16 protein-coding genes and 3 tRNA genes are annotated in these 20082 nt (G+C 72.5%); 8 read left to right on the top strand and 11 right to left on the bottom strand.

Going from position 1 to position 20082, the window contains the following annotated elements:
- Positions 1 to 38: 38 nt before the first annotated feature.
- From OHL10_RS08090 to OHL10_RS08070, 5 genes are all read left to right on the top strand, one after another.
- Positions 39 to 1457 (top strand): hypothetical protein, encoded by a 1419-nt coding sequence (locus OHL10_RS08090; RefSeq protein ID WP_265521685.1) that lies wholly within the window; start codon positions 39 to 41, stop codon positions 1455 to 1457.
- 173 nt (positions 1458 to 1630) lie between these two features.
- Entirely contained in the window at positions 1631 to 3415 is a 1785-nt protein-coding gene (locus tag OHL10_RS08085) for a ribonucleoside triphosphate reductase (RefSeq protein ID WP_265521684.1), read from the top strand.
- Entirely contained in the window at positions 3408 to 4172 is a 765-nt protein-coding gene (locus OHL10_RS08080; protein ID WP_265521683.1) for an anaerobic ribonucleoside-triphosphate reductase activating protein, read from the top strand. The genes OHL10_RS08085 and OHL10_RS08080 overlap by 8 nt, the downstream gene beginning before the upstream one ends.
- A 4-nt stretch (positions 4173 to 4176) precedes the next feature.
- Positions 4177 to 4695 (top strand): PH domain-containing protein, encoded by a 519-nt coding sequence (locus OHL10_RS08075; RefSeq protein ID WP_265521682.1) that lies wholly within the window; start codon positions 4177 to 4179, stop codon positions 4693 to 4695.
- Positions 4692 to 6314, top strand: a complete 1623-nt coding sequence (locus OHL10_RS08070; protein WP_265521681.1) for a PH domain-containing protein — start codon at positions 4692 to 4694, stop codon at positions 6312 to 6314. The genes OHL10_RS08075 and OHL10_RS08070 overlap by 4 nt, the downstream gene beginning before the upstream one ends.
- Before the next feature lie 14 nt (positions 6315 to 6328).
- Here OHL10_RS08070 and OHL10_RS08065 read toward each other — a convergent pair whose 3' ends face one another.
- From OHL10_RS08065 to OHL10_RS08055, 3 genes are all read right to left on the bottom strand, one after another.
- Positions 6329 to 6961, bottom strand: a complete 633-nt coding sequence (locus OHL10_RS08065; RefSeq protein ID WP_265521680.1) for a hypothetical protein — start codon at positions 6959 to 6961, stop codon at positions 6329 to 6331.
- A 348-nt stretch (positions 6962 to 7309) separates the two neighbouring features.
- Positions 7310 to 7498, bottom strand: coding sequence for a hypothetical protein (locus tag OHL10_RS08060; protein WP_265521679.1), 189 nt, complete (start codon positions 7496 to 7498; stop codon positions 7310 to 7312).
- A 175-nt stretch (positions 7499 to 7673) separates the two neighbouring features.
- Positions 7674 to 8999, bottom strand: coding sequence for a hypothetical protein (locus OHL10_RS08055; protein WP_265521678.1), 1326 nt, complete (start codon positions 8997 to 8999; stop codon positions 7674 to 7676).
- A gap of 91 nt (positions 9000 to 9090) precedes the next feature.
- Here OHL10_RS08055 and OHL10_RS08050 point away from each other — a divergent pair, with 91 nt between their 5' ends.
- The gene (locus tag OHL10_RS08050) at positions 9091 to 9528 is read left to right on the top strand and encodes a MarR family transcriptional regulator (protein WP_265521677.1); all 438 of its coding nucleotides are present in this window, start codon (positions 9091 to 9093) and stop codon (positions 9526 to 9528) included.
- A 265-nt stretch (positions 9529 to 9793) separates the two neighbouring features.
- Here OHL10_RS08050 and OHL10_RS08045 read toward each other — a convergent pair.
- Positions 9794 to 9866, bottom strand: a tRNA-Arg gene (locus tag OHL10_RS08045).
- Positions 9867 to 10069: 203 nt separating this feature from the next.
- Here OHL10_RS08045 and OHL10_RS08040 point away from each other — a divergent pair.
- Both OHL10_RS08040 and OHL10_RS08035 read left to right on the top strand, forming a co-directional pair.
- Positions 10070 to 10816 (top strand): ABC transporter ATP-binding protein, encoded by a 747-nt coding sequence (locus OHL10_RS08040; protein ID WP_265521676.1) that lies wholly within the window; start codon positions 10070 to 10072, stop codon positions 10814 to 10816.
- The gene (locus OHL10_RS08035; protein ID WP_265521675.1) at positions 10813 to 12180 is read left to right on the top strand and encodes an FtsX-like permease family protein; all 1368 of its coding nucleotides are present in this window, start codon (positions 10813 to 10815) and stop codon (positions 12178 to 12180) included. The genes OHL10_RS08040 and OHL10_RS08035 overlap by 4 nt, the downstream gene beginning before the upstream one ends.
- A gap of 62 nt (positions 12181 to 12242) precedes the next feature.
- Here the strand turns inward: OHL10_RS08035 and OHL10_RS08030 are convergent.
- The 7 genes from OHL10_RS08030 to OHL10_RS08000 all read right to left on the bottom strand — a co-directional run bounded on the left by OHL10_RS08030 (position 12243) and on the right by OHL10_RS08000 (position 19930).
- Positions 12243 to 12331 (bottom strand) — tRNA-Ser (locus tag OHL10_RS08030).
- A gap of 86 nt (positions 12332 to 12417) precedes the next feature.
- Complete coding sequence (locus OHL10_RS08025; RefSeq protein WP_265521674.1) at positions 12418 to 13707, bottom strand: threonine/serine exporter family protein; 1290 nt, start codon at positions 13705 to 13707, stop codon at positions 12418 to 12420.
- Positions 13708 to 13918: 211 nt separating this feature from the next.
- Positions 13919 to 14003: transfer RNA gene (locus OHL10_RS08020), tRNA-Ser, on the bottom strand.
- 76 nt (positions 14004 to 14079) lie between these two features.
- Positions 14080 to 14685 carry a GTP-binding protein gene (locus tag OHL10_RS08015; protein WP_265521760.1) on the bottom strand — a complete coding sequence of 202 codons (606 nt, stop codon included), beginning with the start codon at positions 14683 to 14685 and terminating at the stop codon, positions 14080 to 14082.
- Between the two features lie 274 nt (positions 14686 to 14959).
- Positions 14960 to 15376, bottom strand: a complete 417-nt coding sequence (locus tag OHL10_RS08010) for a DUF742 domain-containing protein (protein WP_265521673.1) — start codon at positions 15374 to 15376, stop codon at positions 14960 to 14962.
- A gap of 10 nt (positions 15377 to 15386) precedes the next feature.
- Positions 15387 to 15836, bottom strand: a complete 450-nt coding sequence (locus OHL10_RS08005; RefSeq protein ID WP_265521672.1) for a roadblock/LC7 domain-containing protein — start codon at positions 15834 to 15836, stop codon at positions 15387 to 15389.
- Positions 15837 to 15877: 41 nt separating this feature from the next.
- Positions 15878 to 19930: a sensor histidine kinase gene (locus OHL10_RS08000; RefSeq protein WP_265521671.1), complete on the bottom strand. Its 4053-nt coding sequence runs from the start codon at positions 19928 to 19930 to the stop codon at positions 15878 to 15880.
- Positions 19931 to 20082: the final 152 nt, after the last annotated feature.

Here is a 20082-nt window from a genome sequence, read left to right as displayed (position 1 = left end):
GACCGGCGCTCGGCGGCCCGCGCGGGTAGGGTGCGGGCATGGAGCCCGGCAGCAGGCTCCCGCGGGCGACGGAGACGATCGTGGACACCACCGCACCCACCCCAGCCGACGACACCGCCGCCCGGCTCGCGGCGCTCGAGCGGGAGAACGCCGAGCTCCGTGCGCGCCTCGCCCGGGCCGACGCCTCCGGTGACGGACCCCCGGGAGGCGACCGCCCGACGTCGGGCCCGGCCACCCCCCGCCACCGGGCGCGGACCGCGATGGCGGTCCTGCTCATCACCCTCGGCGCGCTCCTCGCCCCCGCGGGCGCGGTCGCGGCGTGGGCGCAGCGCACGATCACCGACACCGACCGGTACGTCGAGACCGTCGGCCCGCTCGGGAGCGACCCCGTCCTGCAGTCGGCGCTCGCGGGGCGGCTGACGTCGGTCGTGATGGAGCAGATCGACGTGCCGGCCCTCCTGGCGGAGGCGAGCGACGCACTCACGGAGCAGGACGTCGCGCCCCGGGCAGCCGTGGCTCTCACCGCTCTGGAGGGACCGCTGACGGACGGGGTGCGATCGTTCGTCCAGCGCGCGGCGGACGGGCTCGTGCGCAGCGACGGGTTCGAGACGACGTGGGTCCAGGCCAACCGTGTCGCGCACCAGCAGATGGTCGCGGTGATGGAGGGGTCGGACGGCACGATGCTCCAGATCGGGGACCAGGGCCAGCTGACGATCCAGCTCTCCGGGATGATCGATCTGCTCAAGGAACGGCTCGTGGAGCGCGGTCTGGGCGTGGCCGCGCGGATCCCGGAGATCGACGCGACGTTCACGATCGTCCAGACGAGCCAGCTCGTCCAGGTCCAGAACGCCTACGGGCTGCTCGACACCGTCGGCACGTGGCTGCCGTGGGTCGCGCTGGGCCTGCTCGCCGCCGGTGTGCTCGTCGCGGTGCGCCGGCCGCGGGCGCTCGTCGCCGCGGGTCTGGCCCTGGCCGGCTCGATGGTCCTCCTCGGTGTCGCGCTCTTCGTCGCACGAGGGCTCTACCTGGACGCGCTCAGCGCCCAGGTGCTCCGGCTGGACGCGGCGGAGGTCGTGTTCGACCAGCTCGTCGGGTTCCTGCGGCTCTCGCTGCGCACGGTCGGCGTGCTCGGTCTCGTCGTCGCCCTCGCCGCCTACCTGGGTGGGGGCAGCGCGTCCGCGCGCAGCCTGCGGGCGAGCATCTCCCGGGGCGCCGGGTCGCTGCGGGAGGCCGCGGCCGGCCGCGGGGTGAGCGCCGGGCCCGTGGGCGAGTGGCTCGGCCGGCACCGCGGGTTCGTGCGGGTCGTGGTCGTCGCGGGAGCGGCGCTCGTGCTCCTCTTCGCGGCGACACCGACGGCCGGCCTGGTCGTCGGCACGGCGATCGTCGCAGGCCTCCTCCTCACCCTGGTGGAGATCCTGGCCGCCCCGCCCCCCACCCCGGAACCGACAACCCCCTGACCCCCCGTCGCCGAACAGGCGGTTCGTCGGCAGGGTGGCGCGATCATGCCGAGAAACCGCCTGTTCGGCACCGGAGGGTTTCTGACAAGACCGCGCGGCGGATGTCACAGCGGCTTGTGAAGGTTTTCACAATATGGTGGGAGCGTCCGTAGCCGCACGAGAAGGGCCCCGCCATGAGCCGCAGCATCGACGTCGCACGCACCGTGGACGAGTACCTCGACCGGTCCGACTGGCGGGTGAACGCCAACGCCAACCAGGGGTACTCGCTCGGCGGGCTCATCCTCAACGTCACCGGCAAGGTCATCGCCAACTACTGGTTGGACGAGGTGTACTCCCCCGCGGTCGGCGCCGCGCACCGCGACGGCGCGCTGCACCTCCACGACCTGGACGTGCTCGGCGGCTACTGCGCCGGCTGGTCCCTGCGCGCCGTGCTGTCCGAGGGCTTCGGCGGCGTGCCGGGCACGGTCGCCTCCGCCCCGCCGCGGCACTTCTCCTCGGCGCTCGGGCAGGTCGTCAACTTCCTCGGCACCCTGCAGAACGAGTGGGCGGGCGCGCAGGCGTTCAGCTCGTTCGACACGCTCCTCGCCCCGTACGTGCGCGTCGACGGGCTCGGCTACGACGAGGTCCGCCAGGGCATCCAGGAGATGGTGCACAACCTCAACGTGCCGTCCCGCTGGGGCACCCAGACGCCGTTCACGAACCTCACGTTCGACCTCGTGTGCCCTGACGACCTGGCGGCCACCCGGCCCGTCGTCGGCGACGCCGTCGTGGACTTCACCTACGGCGACCTCGCCGCCGAGATGGACCTCGTGAACCGCGCGTACATCGACGTCATGACGGCGGGCGACGCGTCCGGCCGGGTCTTCACGTTCCCGATCCCGACCTACAACATCACGCCCGACTTCGACTGGGACTCCCCGCTCGCCGACGCCCTGTTCGCCATGACCGCGAAGTACGGCACCCCGTACTTCCAGAACTTCGTCAGCTCCGACATGAGCCCCGGCGACGTCCGGTCCATGTGCTGCAGGCTGCAGCTCGACCTGCGCGAGCTGCTCAAGCGCGGCAACGGGCTGTTCGGCTCGGGCGAGCAGACCGGCTCGATCGGGGTGGTGACCATCAACACGGCGCGGCTCGGGTACGTGAGCTTCGACTGGGAGGCGCTGCTGGCCGCGTTCGACGCCCTCGTCGACCTCGCCGTGGAGTCGTTGGAGACCAAGCGCGCGTTCGTGGGCCGCCTCATGGACGACGGCCTGTTTCCCTACACGAAGCGCTACCTCGGCAGCCTCGACGCGCACTTCTCCACGATCGGCGTCAACGGGGTCAACGAGATGGTCCGCAACTTCACCGACGACACCGACGACATCACGACCCCCTACGGCCACGAGCTCGCCGTCGCGCTCCTCGACCACGCCCGCGAGCGCCTCGTGGCCGCCCAGGAGGCCACGGGGAACCTGTACAACCTCGAGGCGACGCCCGCCGAGGGCACGACCTACCGCTTCGCCAAGGAGGACCGCGCCCGCTTCCCCGCGATCCTGCAGGCCGGGACGGACACCAACCCGTACTACACGAACTCCTCCCAGCTGCCGGTGGGCTTCACCGACGACCCGTTCGAGGCGCTCGAGCGCCAGGATGAGCTGCAGCGCCGGTACACCGGCGGGACGGTCCTGCACCTGTACATGGGCGAGGCGGTGTCGGACGCCCGGGCGTGCAAGGCGATCGTGCGGCGCTCGCTCGAGACGTTCCGGCTGCCGTACCTGACGGTCACGCCGACGTTCTCGGTCTGCCCCACGCACGGCTACGTGTCGGGCGAGCACTGGACGTGCCCGGTGTGCGGGGCGGACTCCGAGGTGTGGACGCGCGTGATGGGGTACTTCCGGCCCGTGTCGTCGTTCAACGTCGGCAAGCGGGGCGAGCACGCCGAGCGTGTCCCGTTCGCCGAGGAGCTCGTCCGTGCCTGACAGCCTCGTCGTCGCCGGCCTCACCCCGTTGTCGACCGTGGACTGGCCCGGCCGGCTGGCCGCGACCGTCTTCACGCAGGGGTGCCCGTGGCACTGCACGTACTGCCACAACCCGGGCCTGGTCCCCGTCGCGGCGCCGGGCACGACGGGTGGCATGCGCTGGCCCGACGTCGTGTCCTTCCTCGAGCGCAGGCGCCACCTCCTCGACGGGGTGGTGTTCTCCGGGGGCGAGCCCACGCTGCACCGCGGGCTGCTGGACGCGGTGGACGACGTGCGTGCGCTGGGCCTGGGCGTCGGGCTGCACACGGGCGGGGCCTGGCCGACCCGCCTGGCACGCCTGCTGCCGTTCGTCGACTGGGTGGGTCTCGACGTCAAGCACCTCGCGACCCGCTACCCGGCGGTCACGGGCGCCGGCCCGTCGGGCCGGGCGGCGTACGAGTCGCTCGCGGTGCTCGTGCGCTCGGGGACGGACCACGAGGTGCGCACGACGGTGGACCCGACCGTCCACACCCGGGCGGAGATCCTCGCGCTCGGCGCACGGCTCGCGGCGCTCGGCGTCACCCGGTGGGTCCTGCAGGAGGCGCGGCCCGACGGCGCGGACCCGGCCTGGGCGCGGTCGCTCGCCGGGCGGCGGCTCGCCGACGTGCTCGAGCCCGACGACCTGCCGGGCGTCGAGCGCCGGGTGGTGGGTGGCGTCGCGGGCGACGCGAACATGACGGACGGCACCTCCCGGGGGCGGTCTTCCGTGCGAGCGTAGGGGCATGGAGACGAGCCCGACGACCGGAACCGACACCCCCCGGCGCCTGCGCGCACCCGAGCACCCCGTCGACCCGCGCGCCGTGCGCTGGTGGGTGCTGCGGGCGCTGTGCACGACGGGCCTGGTCGCCGTCGTGCTCGGCGTCGGGTACTGGCTGTGGGTGCCGGCGCGCCCGTGGCTGGTCGTCCCGCTGGTCCTCGCGGTGCTGTGGACCGTGGTGAAGGTGGTCGTCGAGCCCCGGGTGCGCCTCGCGGTGCACCGGTGGGAGACGACCGACGAGGCGGTGTACGGGCTGACCGGGTGGATCGTCCAGGAGTGGCGGGTCGCCCCGCTGTCGCGCGTGCAGACCGTCGACGCCGTGCGGGGCCCCCTCGAGCAGCTGCTCGGTCTGTCCACCCTGCGGGTGACGACGGCATCCTCGAGCGGGGCGATCAGCATCGTCGGCCTCGACAAGGAGGTGGCGGCCGAGGTCGCCGAGCGGCTGACCGTGATCACCGAGAAGATTCCCGGGGACGCGACGTGAGCGAACCGGAGACCGTGCAGGTCGACTCGACGCCGGCCGCGGCGCACGACGACACCCCGTGGGAGCGGCTGCACCACCGCATGATCTGGGTCGACGTCGCGCAGACCGTCCTGTCCCTGGCCCCCTCCGTGGTCGCGGTGCTGGTCTTCGGGGCCGAGGCGAGCTGGAGCGCCCTGTGGCCGCTGCTGCTCGTCGGTGGCTTCGGTGTGCTCGGCGCGGTCGGCAACGCGACCCGGTGGGTGTTCACGCGCTACCGCATCACGCCGGACTACGTCGAGCGGCGCACGGGCATCTTCGTGCGGCGCTACCGCTCGGTACGCCGCGACCGGATCCGCAGCGTCGACGTCACCGCCCGGCTGCGACACCGGGTCGCGGGGCTGCGCGTCGTGCTCGTCGGTGCGGGCCAGCAGCTCAGTGCCGGCGAGTCGGCCCTGGAGCTCGACGCCGTGCTCCGCGCCGACGCCGAGGCCCTGCGGCGCGAGCTGCTCGGCGGGCACCGGGTCCCCGCAGCGGTCGCCGCGGGCGAGGAGGTCGAGCCCGCCACTGGCACTGGCACTGGGAGCGAGATCTCGACGGCCTCGGTCGACGACGAGGAGGGCGAGGTCTTCGCCCGGTTCCGCCCCTGGTGGGTGGTCTACAACATGGTCAGCATCTGGGCGTACGTCATGGCGGCGGGCCTGCTGTGGGGCGCGTTCTGGCTGACCTCGACGTTCGGCCTCGACCCGGCCGGCTGGATCGAAGGGCTGCTCGACTGGGAGGCCCTCGGCTGGCCCGGGACCATCGCCGTGGCGCTGCTCGCGACGGGTGCGCTCGGAGCGGTCGGGATGGCCGTCAACTTCTTCACGACCCACTGGGGCTTTGTCCTCGCCCGCGTCCCCGGGGAGAAGAGCACCCAGCTGCGGACCCGCCAGGGCCTGCTGACGACGCGCGAGGTCAACCGCGACGACCGGCGGCTGCGGGGTGTGACGGTCTCCGAGCCGGTGCTCTGGCGCTGGATGCGGATGGCCGACACGAACGTCATCACGACCGGGCTGTCCGTGTGGTCGGCCTCCCAGCCGACGACCATCCTTCCGCGGGGGCCGCGCTCCGTCGCGCTGCCGGTCTCGGCCGCCGTGCTCGACGCCGACCCGGACCCCTTCGGCGAGCCGCTGCGCCGGCACCCGGCGGGGGCGCTCCGCCGTCGGCTCTGGTGGGCGACCGCCACGAGCGCGGCCGTGACCGCCGCGCTGTGGTGGTGCGCGACGAACGGTGTGGCCCCGCACTCCGCCGCCTGGTGGGGCGGCGGACTCTGGCTGCTCGCCCTGCTCGGCGCGCTGGTCGCGTACCGGGCGCTCGGGCACACGATCTCCGGTGACCACCTCGTCGTGCGGTCGGGGCTCACGTCACGGGCGACGACGGCGCTGCGCCGCGACGCGGTGAGCACGATCGCGCTGCGGCAGTCGATCCTGCAGCGCAGGCTCGGGCTGAAGACCGTCTCGGCGATGACCGCCGCGGGGTGGGGCACCTACGAGGCGCCCGACATCGAGGCGGACGAGGCGCTCGCCTTCGCCGTCGCGGCGGCGCCTGGCCTCCTGGAGCCGTTCCTCGTGCCCGACGGCGCGCGCGCCCCGAGCACGTAGACTTCCGCGCCGCGTCAGCGGGCCCGGGGGCCGCGGCCCGCGTGCCGTGCGCGCCGGGGTGCGAACGCGACCGCGCCCGTACCCGGCGTCCCCGCGACGTGCGCCCCCGGTTCGCCGGCGGCCGTCCGCAGCTCGGCGGGAGGGACCAGGTGGACGGCGACGGTCGTGCCCGGCCGGGCGTCCAGCCCGCCCGAGCGCACCAACGAGCGCAGCGCGCCGATCCCGGCGGCGCACGCGCGCCCGGTCGTGAGGTCCTCGGCGACGCAGAGGAGCACGTCCCCGGCCGCAGCGGGGACCCGCACGTCCTCGGCCGCCCCGTCGGGGAGTGCGCGACCGTGCCGCAGGTCGAGGTCCGGGACGAGCAGGCGCGCGATGTCGGGCGGCAGGCCCTGCGCGGGCGCGGGGGGCAGCGCAAGCACGGCGGCGCGGCGGGCCGTCACGACCCGGTGCGGCACGGAGGCCTCGGTCGCGACGTCGCCCAGCGCGGCCAGGTGGCCTCGCCCTGCCCGGCACAGCCACAGGTCGAGCGCGTCGGTCGCCCAGCCGGGGTGGGTGATCGTCGCCAGGTGCAGTGCGAGGGTCGCCGTCGCGGCGGTGCGCAGGGTCGCGAGGTGATCACCGTCGTCGGCCACGACGAGCGCCTGCACCCACGTGTCCGTAGAGGAGGAGCTGCCGCGGGCGACGGGGAGGAACGGGTGCGTGGGCTGGGCGCGGGGGACCCGCTCCCCTGTCGGCTCTGATGCGGTGGTCGGTGTCGTGGCAGATCTGGCCGCCGAACGCCGTTGCCGCCGTGTGCGGAGCAGGTCGGTCATGTCGCCTCCCGGGTCGCGTCTCGCACGGGCCGCCGTCCCGGCCCGGCCATCGACGTCCCGCCATCGTGACCCGGGGACCTGCTCCCGACCTGTGCACACGCGCCAGAGTCACACGTTCTCCACCAGGGTTCCTCGCGACCTCCGTCGCACGGGTGGGAAGTGCGACGGCGCGCGGCGGGGCACTCAGCCCGGGGTGTTGAGGACGGTCGCGACGACGACGATGATCCCGCCCCAGATCGCCAGTCCGCCGCCGCACCCGATGGCCATACCCTCGGCCCCGGTCGACCCGTGCCGACGTGCGCGCCGGACCACCGTGATCGCCACGGTGGCACCGATCACGAGAAGCGCCCACCCCACGACAACCCACACCATGGGAGAAGGGTCACACAATAGAAGAAAATCTGCATTTCGGACGAGCGTCCAACTTCACGGAGGTCCGATCCCCTGACGGCGGACTGCCTCGTCCGCGCAGGTCAGGACCCCACGGTGACACATCGGCAGCGCCCGGCCCAAACGGACTGGCGTCCAGGTCGGAAAAGTCACCCGCTCAGCGGGCCCGGCGAGGACGTCTCGACGCGGGCGGCAGGAGGACGACGCTCGGCCCGGACCCGGACGGGCCGACCACGGGCGGGGCGTGGTGGGCGGTCTCGACGTGCTCGAGGTACGCGCGCACGACGTCGCGCGGGGGGACGACGTGGACGGCGACGACGACATCCGCCGACCAGGCATCGAGCTCGTCGGACGGCACGACGCTCGCCCACGCCGAGGCTGCCTGGACGGCGGCGCGGACGGCGGCCGTCGTGCTCAGCTCGGTGCTGACCACGAGCGCGAGCCCACGGTCCGTGGGGACGAGCCCGTGCCGCGGCCGGGTGATCTCGCCCGACGGCAGGGACACCAGGGGCTCCGGCAGCAGCTCCGGGCGCGCAGGTGCGAGCACGAGCGCCCTTCCCGAGGGGGTGCGGCCGTAGCCGCGCGGGGCGTCGTGCTGCGCCGCGAGGCGGGCGACGCCGTCCAGCGCGCGAGGTGCGGCCCGCAGGACCGACACGGCGCGGCGGTGGCGCCACGGCTCCCACGCGGGATGGGCGCCATGACCTCGGACCGCTCGGACGGCCGCCGTGCAGGCCGCGGCGACCGAGCCCTCGTGCCCGCCCGCGTCGTCCAGCACCAGGGGCACCACCCACGACGGGCCCGTCGCGACCGACGACGGCGGAGCTCCGACGCGTCGAGACTCGCTCCAGGCCCATCGGGTCACGCCCTGCACCACCATGGCCGCAAGAGTACGTGCCAGGCCGAGCCGTGTGGCTGCCCGGACGTGAGGATCTCGTGAGAACCGCACACGGACGCCCTGCTCGACCCATCGCTTCGTCCTCGCCCGCGACGTGCCCGATCGCGGATCAGCGACCCGCCCGGACCCCCGGCGACGCGTCGTGACCTGCGAGGCCACGAGAGCTGCCGCGACACCGAGCATCACCATGCTGGCGACGGCCTGGACGACGCCGGTGCCCTCGTAGAACGCCGCGCTCGCCGAGGTCGAGCCGAGCGAGTAGTACGTCGCGACGACCTCGGCGCCCCCACCGGGAAGCAGCGTCACGTGCTCCAGGCCGACGGCCTTGAACACGTGGTCGATCACCCCGTCGACGATGCCGAACCAGAAGAACATCAGGGCGACGAGCGCACCGAGGAGTCCGGTGGCGAGGAGGCTGCCCCGCGCGCGCATCCAGAGCAGGAGCAGGATCGGGAGCGCGACGAGCAGCAGGCCGGGGACGATGAGCTCCGGACCGAGCCGGAAGACGTGGTGGATGGTCACGAGTGCGGTGGTCGCCGTGGTGCTCCACAGGGTCGGCCACCAGAATCGAGGTGCAGGTGAGTTCACGAGATCTGTCTCCGCTCATTGTTGTACAGTGCAACTGTCACCGCGAAGAGTATCCGTCATGGTTGCATGGAACAACTATTGAAGGAGGCGTATGCACACCGAGATGTTGCACCAGCTCGACCAGGGACTGCGTCGGCTGGTGCAGTTCCGCGGGCTGCTCGACTCCTCGGGGGTCTCGGCCGGCGTGGACGCCTCGGTGTCCGAGGCGCTGGCCCTCACCCGGCTCCAGGAGCGGCCGCTGAGCCAGCACGAGCTCGGGCAGCTCCTCGGGCTCGAGAAGAGCACCATCAGCCGCTTGGTCGACGGTCTGCACACCAAGGGGTGGGTCAGCAGGTCACCGGCCCCGGAGAACCGCCGGATCAAGATCGTCGCCCTGACCGCCGCAGGCCAGGCCGCCGCGGCCACGGTCGAGCAGGCCATGCTCGACCGACACCGCCGAATGCTCGACAGGCTCAGCGCACGGGAGCAGGAAGCGCTGGCGATCGCGCTCCCCGCACTCCTGCGATCACTGGCGGAGGACGACGACTGACGTCACGTCGACCTGGGCATCAGGTCGCACCGACCCCGTCGGGGCCGTGATCGCGTGGAACTTCTCCGTCGCGATGAACGTTCGGTCGCCTGACCCGTGGATCGCTTCTCTTGCGATGACATTCGTGGAGTCCGGTGGTCGTTTGCGAACCGACCGCCGCCCCCGGCGACCCGGGCCGGGGGAGCTGCTCCACGGATTGCTGCAGGATCCGTCGGGCCGAGAACGACGAAGCCCCCGAACCGTTGCGGTTCGGGGGCTTCTGCTGTGCGCCCGGAGGGATTCGAACCCCCAACCTTCTGATCCGTAGTCAGATGCTCTATCCGTTGAGCTACGGGCGCTGGTCCTGCGATGGCCGCCGATCACTCACCGGCCGTCGAGAAGACTACCGTGTCCGCGCCGCCAACCCAAACCGATAGGCGTGACGCCCACCACCTACGCCGCTGGGTGCACACGGCGCTCCACCCAGGGGCGGAGCCGACGTCGGGCAGGTCCAGACCACGGCCCGACGCGCCACCCCGCCTTCCCGGGACAGGCTGGACACATGACGCCCACCACCGCTCCCCCACCCCCGCAGCACTCCGCGCTCGTCGCGTCCGGCCTGACGAAGGTCTACGGCACGGGTCCGACCGCGACCCACGCGCTCGCCGGGGTGAGCCTCACGGTGGCGCCCGGCGAGTCGGTCGCGATCATGGGCCCGTCCGGGTCCGGCAAGACGACGCTCCTGCACTGCCTCGCCGGCATCGTCACGCCCACGTCCGGCACGGTCGCGTGGCGCGGTACCGACATCACGACCCTCGGCGAGACCCGTCGCACGGCGTTGCGCCGCCAGGACTTCGGCTTCGTGTTCCAGTCGGGCCAGCTCCTGCCCGAGCTGCCGGCCGTCGAGAACGCAGCGCTGCCGCTCATGCTGGGCGGCACGTCCCGCCAGGAGGCGACCCGGGCCGCCGCCGGCTGGCTCGCGCACCTCGGCCTCGCGGGGATGGAAGACCGCCGACCCGGCGAGCTCTCGGGCGGCCAGGCGCAGCGCGTAGCGATCGCGCGGGCGCTGGTCGGCTCTCCCGGCGTCGTGTTCGCCGACGAGCCCACCGGGGCGCTCGACCAGGCCACCGGCAACGAGGTCCTCTCGGTGCTCACCACCGCGGCGAGGTCGTCCGGTGCCGCGCTCGTGATCGTCACGCACGACGCCGGCGTCGCCCGGCACTGCTCGCGCACCGTCACGATGCGCGACGGCCTCGTCGCGGGCGAGTACCACGCACCCGGCACCAGCAACCGGGAGGTCGCCCGATGAGAACCCTCGACCTGTGGTGGCTGCTGCGCCGCCGGAGCGCGGACGCCCGCGACCCGCAGAAGCTGACCAGCGTCCTGGCCGTCGTCGCGTTCGCCGTCACCACCGCCGTCCTGCTGGTGGTGATCGGCGGCTTCGGGGCGTTCCTCGCGCGCGCCGGCGGCGTCGACGGGATGACCGAGGGCCTCAGCGGCACCTACACGGACAACGCCACCCAGTACCCGATGTTCGCCGCCATCGCCGCGCTGCTACTCCTCGTCCCGCTCATCACCCTCGGGGGCGCGGCCGCACGGCTCGCCGTGGCACGCCGCGACGCCCGGCTCGCGTCCCTGCGCCTGGCCGGCGCCACGACCCGCCAGGTCGCGACCCTCACGGTGCTCGACGCCAGCGCTCAGGCGCTCACGGGCGCGCTCGCCGGCATCGCGGGGTACGGCGCGCTCCTGCCGCTCGTCGCCCGGCTGCGCTTCCAGGGGCGCACCTTCGACCTCGGGGAGCTGTGGGTCGGCGTCCCCACCCTGCTCCTCGCGGCGCTGGGTGTCGTGCTCGTCGCGCTGGTCTCCGCCATGGCCTCCCTGCGCCGGGTGGCCATCACCCCGCTCGGGGTCGCCGCACGCGTCACACCCCCGGGGATGAAGGCGCTGAGGCTCCTGACGATCGGCGTCGCCTTCGTGGCGATGATCGTCGCCACGAACGTGTCGTTCGGCTCCAGCGCGGTCGCGATCACCGTGCTCGTGATGATCCTCGTCATCGGGTTCGCGACCCTCAACGTCGTCGGACCGTTCGTCATCTGGCTGATCGGCAAGATCGCCGCGCGCCGGGCTCGTCGCGTCCCCACGCTGCTCGCCGGCCGGCGCATCGTCGACAGCCCCAAGACCGCGTGGCGGTCCGTCGGCGGTGTCGCGCTCGCGACCTTCATCGCCGGTCTCACGAGCATCTTCGCGCTGTTCGACCCGGGAACGGGCGGCGACCCCGCCGAGATCGAGCTCCTCACCGACGTGAAGACCGGCGGGTTCCTCACGCTCGCGATCGCCGGCGTGCTCGCAGCCGTCTCGACGGGTGTGATGCAGGCCGGTCGGGTGATCGACCAGCGGGGCGAGTACCGCACCCTCGTCCTCGCCGGCACGGACGCCGCTACGCTCCACGCGGCACGCATGCGCGAGACCGTCATCCCGCTCGCCACGAGCGTCGGGGTCTCGACCGCCGCCGTGCTGATGTTCATGGTCCCGGTGCTCGGGTTCAGCACGTTCCAGAACGTCGGCGTCGTCGTCCAGTTCCTCCTGAGCGTCGCCGCCGCGACGGGCCTGGTGCTCGCCGGCGCGGCGTCTTCACGGTTCGTGGTGCGCTCGGTGGTCGAGCAACCGGCCTGAACGGAGAGGTTGTCGGGCAACAGAAAAGGCCCCGGGCTCTGCGCGGCCGGGACCTTCCTGAGCGGAGACGGAGGGATTTGAACCCTCGAACGGGTTGCCCCGTTACCACCTTAGCAGGGTGGCGCACTAGACCTGACTATGCGACGTCTCCTCGCGCAGCGGCTCGAACGAGTCCCAACCTACGGCGCTTCGACAGGGTACCCGTCCATCGGCGCGCGGAGCAAAAGCGCTCGGACGTCAGCGCTCAAAGGTCCATGTCCGGTCGGTGAGCATCCGGGCCACGGCGAGGCCGATCGACAGCGCGACGATGACCAGGCCGGCGTCCACCGCGTACCCCAGGGCCTGTGCCGTCTCGCCGCTGTTGAACTCGTACACCGCCCGGTAGGCGGTGACGCCCGGCACCATGATGACGACGGCGGGCACCGACACCGTGATACGAGGCACCCGCAGCGCGGGCGCGACCAGCGCGGTGAGCAGACCCACGGCGAGCGCGGCCGCCGCCGCGGCGGCCTGCGGGACCAGACCGACGTCGAGCAGGGCGAGGCGCCCGACGTTCGCCAGCATCCCGACGCCCGCCGCACCGAGCGCCATCCGCCAGGGGCTGTTGAACATGAGCGCGAAGCCCAGCACCCCGACGAGGCTCGCGACCGCACGCAGCGCCAGCAGGAGCGTCTCGTCGAGGACGGGCGGTGGCGGCGGGTCCGGTTGCAACCCCGCGACCGCGGAGACCGCCCACACCGCCAGCGCCGCCGACGCGAGGATCATCAGCGCGTAGGTCAGGCGTGCGATGCCCGCCGAGAAGTCGAGCTTCGCGAGGTCCAGGGCTCCTGTCACCAGGGCGAAGCCCGGGACGAGGAACAGGACCGCGGAGACGTAGCCCGCCTCGTGACCGCCCTCGACGCCGGCGAGCTCGCCCAGGCCGAGCACCACCAGCAGGTACACGATGCTCGCGACGGCCGCGGCGAGCATCGTCACCCCGAACTGGTTGATGCCCCGGTGCATCATGGTCCGGCGCACCATCTGGCCGAGTCCCGCCGCGACGAGCACGGCACCGCACTCCACGACGCCACCGTTGTTGAGGAACGCGAACGCCGCGCAGGCCAGTGCGGCCCACAAGGCGTTCAGCAGGACCCCGTAGAGCGGGGGGCGCGCAGCGATGTCGTCCAGCGCCGCGTCCACGTCCCGAGAGGACGCGCGTGCCGGCAGGCTCGACGCGAGCAGCTCGAGGCGGGCGAGCCGGTCGGCGTTGATCCCGACATTGCGCACCTCCGCGACCTCGGTACGGAAGATCGGCCCCCGGTAGGACGTCGCGGTGATCTCCGTGAGGGTCACGTGCGCGGCGATCCGATCGAGGCCCAACGCCCTGCCAGTCCGCGCCATGTGGGACTTCACGCGGTAGGAGCCCGTACCCGCCGAGAGCGCCAACCTCCCGATCCGCAGCACCGTGCCCGACTGTCGGATGAGCTCGACCGGCTCCAGCGCGGACTCGTCAGGGCCGCGCCCCCTCTCGCTTCCCTGGGTGCTCACGGGTCCATGATCCCGGTCCCCCGCCCGTTCCACCACGGACCGAGGGCCCGACGTCGTCAGGTGCTCAGTCCCGCGGGCCCGTCTCCGGGGACCTCGACGACGGTGAGCGAGCCCCGCACCACGAACAAGAGCCCGGCCGATGGCCGAGCTCTCGTCAGTATCACCGATGACACCGGGCATCGCGTGGCGATGCCTCGACCTCATCTCACGGCGGAGGGCGAGGGATTCGAACCCCCGGTGCGTTGCCGCACAACGGTTTTCAAGACCGTCACATTAGGCCGCTCTGTCAGCCCTCCCGGCCGGACCGCGACGTGACGCAGCCGGCTCCGTCGCACATTCTGGCACGCGGCGGACGGTGTGTGCGACGAGACCTCAGGCGGCGCCGGAGCGCAGCTGACGCATCGCGAGCTGCACGAGCGAGATGAGCGTCTGCTTCGTCGCCGCGCGCGACCGTGCGTCCGTGTACAGCATGGGCACGTGCGCGGGAATCTGCAAAGCCTCGCGGACGTCGTCCAGCTTGTGCTTGGCGACGCCGTCGAAGCAGTTCACCCCGACCACGAACGGGATGTTGCGCGACTCGAAGTAGTCGATGGCCGGGAAGCACTGCTCGAGGCGATCGGTGTCCACGAGCACGACGGCACCGATGGCACCGCGCACCAGGTCGTCCCACATGAACAGGAAGCGGTCCTGCCCCGGGGTGCCGAACAGGTAGAGCCACAGCGAACCCGGGAGCTCGATCCGGCCGAAGTCCATCGCGACCGTCGTGGTGGTCTTGCGGTCGGACACTCCGCCGGCGTCGTCGACGCCCACCGAGTGCTCCGTCATGGCGGCCTCGGTGTTCAGCGGCTCGATGTCCGAGATGGAGCCGATGAAGGTCGTCTTGCCGACCGCGAAACCACCGGCGACGACGATCTTCACGACGGTCGGCGCCGTGCGGGGCTGGCCGGGTGCCGGCTGCGCGGACGCGGGCCGCTGCACGGCGACCGGCGCGGCCGTCACCGGCTGCTGCGGCGTCGGCTGCTGCGCCTGCTGAGCAGGAACGCCCTGGGGGTACTGCTGCGGCCGTGCCGGCGCCTGTTGGGGTGTCGGCTGCTGGGCTTGCTGGGGTGCCTGCTGCTGCGCCTGGGGCGGCTGCTGTGCACCGCCGCCGAGAACGCTGCTCTGCCGCGCCATCGGCGCACCAGGGCCGTTGGGCACCGAGTGGATCACCCCGGGCGCCTGGCCAGCGTTCCGCGGCTGACCGGTCGCACCGTCAGAGGGTGGAAATGCCATTGAGAACACTCTCCAAGACGCTCAGGGACAGACCCGAGTTGCTGCTGCCATGTCCGGTGTGGACGTTCAGCGGGGTCGAGGTGTGCACGGTCAGGTAGTTGTCGTCCGCGAGGTCCGCGACCAGGATCCGCGTCACACCGAGCGGCAGGCGCAGCAGCGCCGACAGCTCCGCGATCGAGACGTACGTGTGCGCGGCATGCTGGAGGATGGCCCGCTTCTCGGGCGGTAGCCCGAAGCTGTTCACGGCACCCGGCATGACCTCGACGAGGGCCTCGAGCGGCAGGTCGGACGTCGCCGAGCGCACACGTCCGCCGGTGACCGCGTAGGGGCGCACCGTCGACGCCTCGTACGAGTCAGCGCTGTGTGCACCCAGGCTGCCAAAAGGAGCGTTCGTCATCGATCAGACCTCATCCCACCGGGGCTCGTGTTGCTCCGTCAACAGGCAGGCTACCGCGCATCTCCGAGATCAACTGAGGCGTCAGTGTCGCCTCGGTCCGGGAGACGAGCAGAGCCATCTCGTAGCCGATCAGGCCGATGTCGCAGTTCGCCTCGGCGACCACGCCCAGCACCGACCCGTTCGAGACGTTCATGAGGAACAGGAAGCCGTTGTCCATCTCGATGATGGACTGACGGACGTTCCCGCCGTTGAGGTGCCGGGCGGCGCCTCGGGTGAGGCTCGACATCCCGGAGACGATCGCGGCGAGCTGGTCACCGCTCGTGCGATCGAGCTGGTCGGACATCGCCATGAGCAGGCCGTCCGCCGACACCACCAGGGTGTGTCGACTTCCCGGCACCGTGCGCACGAAGTTGTCGAGCAGCCACCCGAAATTGGTTGCTTCGGTGCTGAGCGCGTTCACACTTCCTCCTAGTCAGTTGCCGCAGTTGGCGAGTTGTTCGTTCACCGCGACTGCGGCGCTGAGTCAGGGACATGATCCACGGTCTGGGTGTCCCACGTCGAGCCCGTCTCGTCGCCGGCCTCGACACGACCGCGGGCGGTCGCGGACTGGTACGCCGCGAGACGTGCCCGCAGCTGCTCCGGGTCGCGATCGATGCGCGCCGTGAAGCGGTCGACGTAGTCGTCGCTCGGCCCGCTGCGAGCTCTCCGCGCCAGGCCGCCGCCGGCCGTGGCAATCGTCTCGGGCCGGTACGAGTGGTTCTGGTCGCCCAACGTCGAGTCCTGGAGGTCGTCGGTGCTGCTCAGCAGGGTGGACATCTCCTCGTACAGGACGGCGGACGCCATCCAGTCCGAGCGCGCCTCGACCGAGTCGGAGACGTAGGTAGGGTCGAGCGGCTGCAGCCCGTCGCGCGGCTGGCGACGGGCCAGCGGAGCCGAGCCACCGGCGAGGTCCGGAGCCGGGGCGCCTGGCTCGGCAGGTGCAGCAGCCGGAGCCCGGGTCGCAGCGTCTGCGTTCCCCGAGCCCCCGGAACCCAGGAAGGCGTCGTAAGGGTTCGGCTGCTGCTGCCCGACGGAGCCCGGTCGTCGCGGCTCCCACGGCTGCCCGTTCGAGGCGGGCGCAGGGGTCTGTGCACTGCGCTCGACGGGCGCGGCAGGCACGTCGGCGGGAGTGTCCGGCGGCGCGAACTGCGGCGAGTACGCCTCGGTCGGCGGCGCGAAGGTCCTCGGCGCGGTCGAGAACGCACTCGCCCGTGCCGGGCCGGCCGTGGGTGCCTGCGCAGCGGGCGCCGCTGCGGCAGGTGCTTGCGGGGCGGATGGCTGCTGCACGGGTGCCTGCGGTGCGTAGGGCTGCCCGGCCGGCGGGCGAGGAGTCACCGTGGCCGGAGGAGCGCCGGGCTCGGTCCGGGTCGCGACCGGGCGGGCGCGACGCCCGAACAGCCCGCGCTTGCGGGTCGCGCTCTCCCGCAGGGACCTACGGGTCGGCAGGTCCGCCATCAGCTCCTCGAACTTCGGGAGCGCCTCGAACGTCAGTTCCTCGGGGATCTCCTCACGAGCGGGCTCCTGAGGAGCGGCCGTCTCGTGAGCCACCTCGGGCACGGACGACTGCTGGGCGTGCGGGACACCCTGTGCCGGCGTCGCGGTCGGCGCCGCCTGCTCGCGAGGGGACGCGTCGGCATCGTAGGCCGCCGTGTCCGGAACACCGCTCACGAGGTCGTCGTAGCCTCCCGGCGCCTGCTCCGGCTGCCAGCCGACCTGCTCCGCGGGCTGCCACCCGGCCTGCTCGGCCTGCGGTGCGGCGTGAGCGTTCTCCGTGGGGACGTACGCCTCGGGCGCGTACGCCTGCGGCTCGTACGACTCCTGCTGCGAGCCCTCCGGCGACGGCGCGACGGGCTCCATGGTCCGCGTGTCATCGTCCAGCGGCTGCGTGGCGGGGTACTGATCCGGCTCCACGGAAGCGTCACCCGAACCCTCGCCGTGCGCGGTCGCCGGGTCGGCGCCCTGTCCGAGCGGACCGCCGCTGCCGATCGAGAACGTCGGCGCCCACGAGTCGGAGTCCGGGACGAAGTCCGGGACGACGATGTCGGAGGCGCCCACCTCGGGTGCCGCCTCAAGCTCGACCGGGTTCGCCGCCGGGGCGTCCAGGTCGGCGAGCGACCGGAAGCTCGAGAACAAGGCGCTGCGCGTGCTGACGTCCAGCACCGGGATCTCGCTCGACTCCGGGGCCGGCGGCAGAGTCGGCGCCGCGGCGCTGTCGGCCTCGGCCGGGCGTCGACGGCTCGGGAGCGCGCGGTTCGGGAGCGCGGGGTCGGCGGGGGTGACGTCCTCGGGCGGGGTCCACGCGTCGTCGGCCACCGGAAGGTCGGCGGGGAGCGACGGCGTCGCGAGAGGCGGGAGGACGATCGCCCCGGTCTGCGGACCCTGGGCGAACGACGCGCTCGGGGCCGAGCCTGCCGGGTCCACACCGCGCGAGCGACGGCGCGGCATGCCTGTCTGCGTCGTACCGTCCGTGAGCGCGTCGAGGTCGACCGGCACGGCGACGGGCGCCTCGGGCTCCACCACGGGCGTCGTGGCCGTCGGCGGACCTGCCACCGGAGCGGGGGCGGGCGCGGGCGCGGCGCCACGCTGCTGGACGGCCGACTGCGTCGCGGTCTCCAGCGGGTCGGTCGGCTGTGGGAGCGGCACGTTGGAGTCGGGGACGAACAGCGCGGCGGGGAAGTTGACCGTGACCTCGGTTCCGGTGCCGTCGGAGCCGGCGGTGAAGACCACGTTCGCCCCGAGACGCTCGGCCAGTCGACCGACCACGTAGAGCCCGAGGCGCTGCGCACCGACGATCTCGGAGGCTGCGTGCGTCGCGACCTTCCGGTTGGCGTCCACGATCTCCTCGGCGGTCATCCCGAGGCCGTGGTCGCGCACGACCACCTTCACGTAGCGGTCGTCGCGGGCCGTGGAGACCTCGACCGGGGTGTGCGGCTCGGAGAACATCGTCGCGTTCTCGAGGAGCTCGGCGATGAGGTGCGCGGCGTTCAGGGCGTTGTGCCCGAGCATCAGCGGGTCGATGGCCAGGTTCAGACGGACCCGGTCGTACAGCTCGATCTCGGAGGACGCCGTACGGATGACGTCCGAGGCCGGCATGGGCTGGCGGACACGACGACCCGAGTCGATCCCCGCGAGGACCAGCAGCGACTCCGCGTTGCGTCGCATCCGGGTCGCGAGGTGGTCGAGGCGGAAGAGGTTCGACAGGGTGTTCGGGTCTTCCTCGGACCGCTCGAGGTCGTCGAGGAACGCGAGCTGGCGGTTGAGGAGCACCTGGTCGCGGCGGGCGACGTTGACGAACATCTCGGCGATCGAGCCACGCAGAGCGGCCTGCTCGCGGGCGACCTGGATGGTCGTGGTGTTCACGTCGTTGAACGCGGCCGCGAGCTGGCCGACCTCGTCGTTGGACTCGACGGTGATCGGGGCCAGGCTGATGCCCGGTCCCTGACCCGGCACGGCGACCTGCTCGACGAGCTTCGGGAGCTCCTGCCGGACGTCGGCCGCGGCGCTCGTCAGACGACGCAGCGGGTTCACGATGCCGCGCGAGATCAGACCCGCGATGACGACGGACGCGACGACCGCCAGCAGGGTGAAGATGATCGTCAGGGCGGTCCGGGTGACCTCGGCGGAGGCCACCTCCGAGACACGCTCCACCGACGCCTGGCGGATCGTGTCGCGGACCGGGGTGACCTCGTTGAGGTACTCGGTCGCGGTCTCGTCCCACGCGTCCCGGTTGGTGGCGGGCACCGCCTGCGGTGCCTGGCTGCCGATGTTGGTGCGGACCGTCGTGTAGCTGGCGGGCGGCAGGGGCAGACGTGCGTCCTCGAGCCGCAGCGCCTCGACCGCCAGCCGCGCGTCGTTGTTCAGCTCGTAGCCGCGCACGACCGTCGTCGCACCACGCAGCGACGAGGTCGGCGTGAGCTGGCCGCGCTGCGCCGAGGCCATGAGCAGCCCGTAGAACGGGCGCTCGAGCGCGAGCTGGTCCATCATGAGGTTCACGGAGGTGTACGTCGTCAGGTACTGCGCGACCTCACGGTTGCCGGACGTCTCCGCGAGGAGCTCCTGAACACGCAGTGCGTTCGTGATGAACTCGGAGTACCGCTGCGTGCTGGCGAGTTCCAGGCTCGACCGGTTGTCGATCTGGGTGCGCAGCACGTCGAGCTCGTCGACGTCCGCGAGCGTCCGGTCGAGCGCCTCACCGACGCGGGCGTCGAGCGCGGACGTGTCCAGGTCCCGGAAGCGCCGGTCACGCTGGGCGAGCGCCTGGTCGGTGGCGGCACGCGCCTCGACGACCAGGTCGTCGGCACCGTCGACGTTCGACGCCGCCAGCATCGACGCGCCACGCTCCGCGGCGAGAGCCCTGCCCGCGGTGTCCTGCACGGCCAGGGCCTCCACGAGGGAGCTCACCTGGTTCGCGACCCGGGCGTCGTTGATCGCCTGCGCGGAGATGATCGCGGCGGCGACGAAGAGGACGAGGACGGGCACGGCGAGAGCCGCAAGGATCTTCCCGCGAACGCTCAACCTGCGGAGCATACGTACCTCTCTCCATCACCCTGATCAGATCCAGAGGCCGCTCGGGAGCCGGTCGTGTGCGACCTCGCTCCCGCGACGACCCCCGGTGTGCGTACTAACTATCGGTGCACTTCCCGTGCAGACCTAATTCGTCAGCCCCC

The organism is Oerskovia flava (assembly GCF_026163685.1).
Taxonomy (GTDB): domain Bacteria; phylum Actinomycetota; class Actinomycetes; order Actinomycetales; family Cellulomonadaceae; genus Oerskovia_A; species Oerskovia_A flava.
The sequence above is the reverse complement of the archived record's forward strand: the minus strand, read 5'-3'. Positions and strand labels throughout refer to the sequence as shown.

Coding starts and splice junctions, on each gene's coding strand:
- OHL10_RS08090 (WP_265521685.1), top strand. CDS start 39: ATGGAGCCCGGCAGCAGGCTCCCGCGGGCGACGGAGACGATCGTGGAC.
- OHL10_RS08085 (WP_265521684.1), top strand. CDS start 1,631: ATGAGCCGCAGCATCGACGTCGCACGCACCGTGGACGAGTACCTCGAC.
- OHL10_RS08075 (WP_265521682.1), top strand. CDS start 4,177: ATGGAGACGAGCCCGACGACCGGAACCGACACCCCCCGGCGCCTGCGC.
- OHL10_RS08060 (WP_265521679.1), bottom strand. CDS start 7,498: ATGGTGTGGGTTGTCGTGGGGTGGGCGCTTCTCGTGATCGGTGCCACC.
- OHL10_RS08050 (WP_265521677.1), top strand. CDS start 9,091: ATGCACACCGAGATGTTGCACCAGCTCGACCAGGGACTGCGTCGGCTG.
- OHL10_RS08040 (WP_265521676.1), top strand. CDS start 10,070: ATGACGCCCACCACCGCTCCCCCACCCCCGCAGCACTCCGCGCTCGTC.
- OHL10_RS08035 (WP_265521675.1), top strand. CDS start 10,813: ATGAGAACCCTCGACCTGTGGTGGCTGCTGCGCCGCCGGAGCGCGGAC.
- OHL10_RS08010 (WP_265521673.1), bottom strand. CDS start 15,376: ATGACGAACGCTCCTTTTGGCAGCCTGGGTGCACACAGCGCTGACTCG.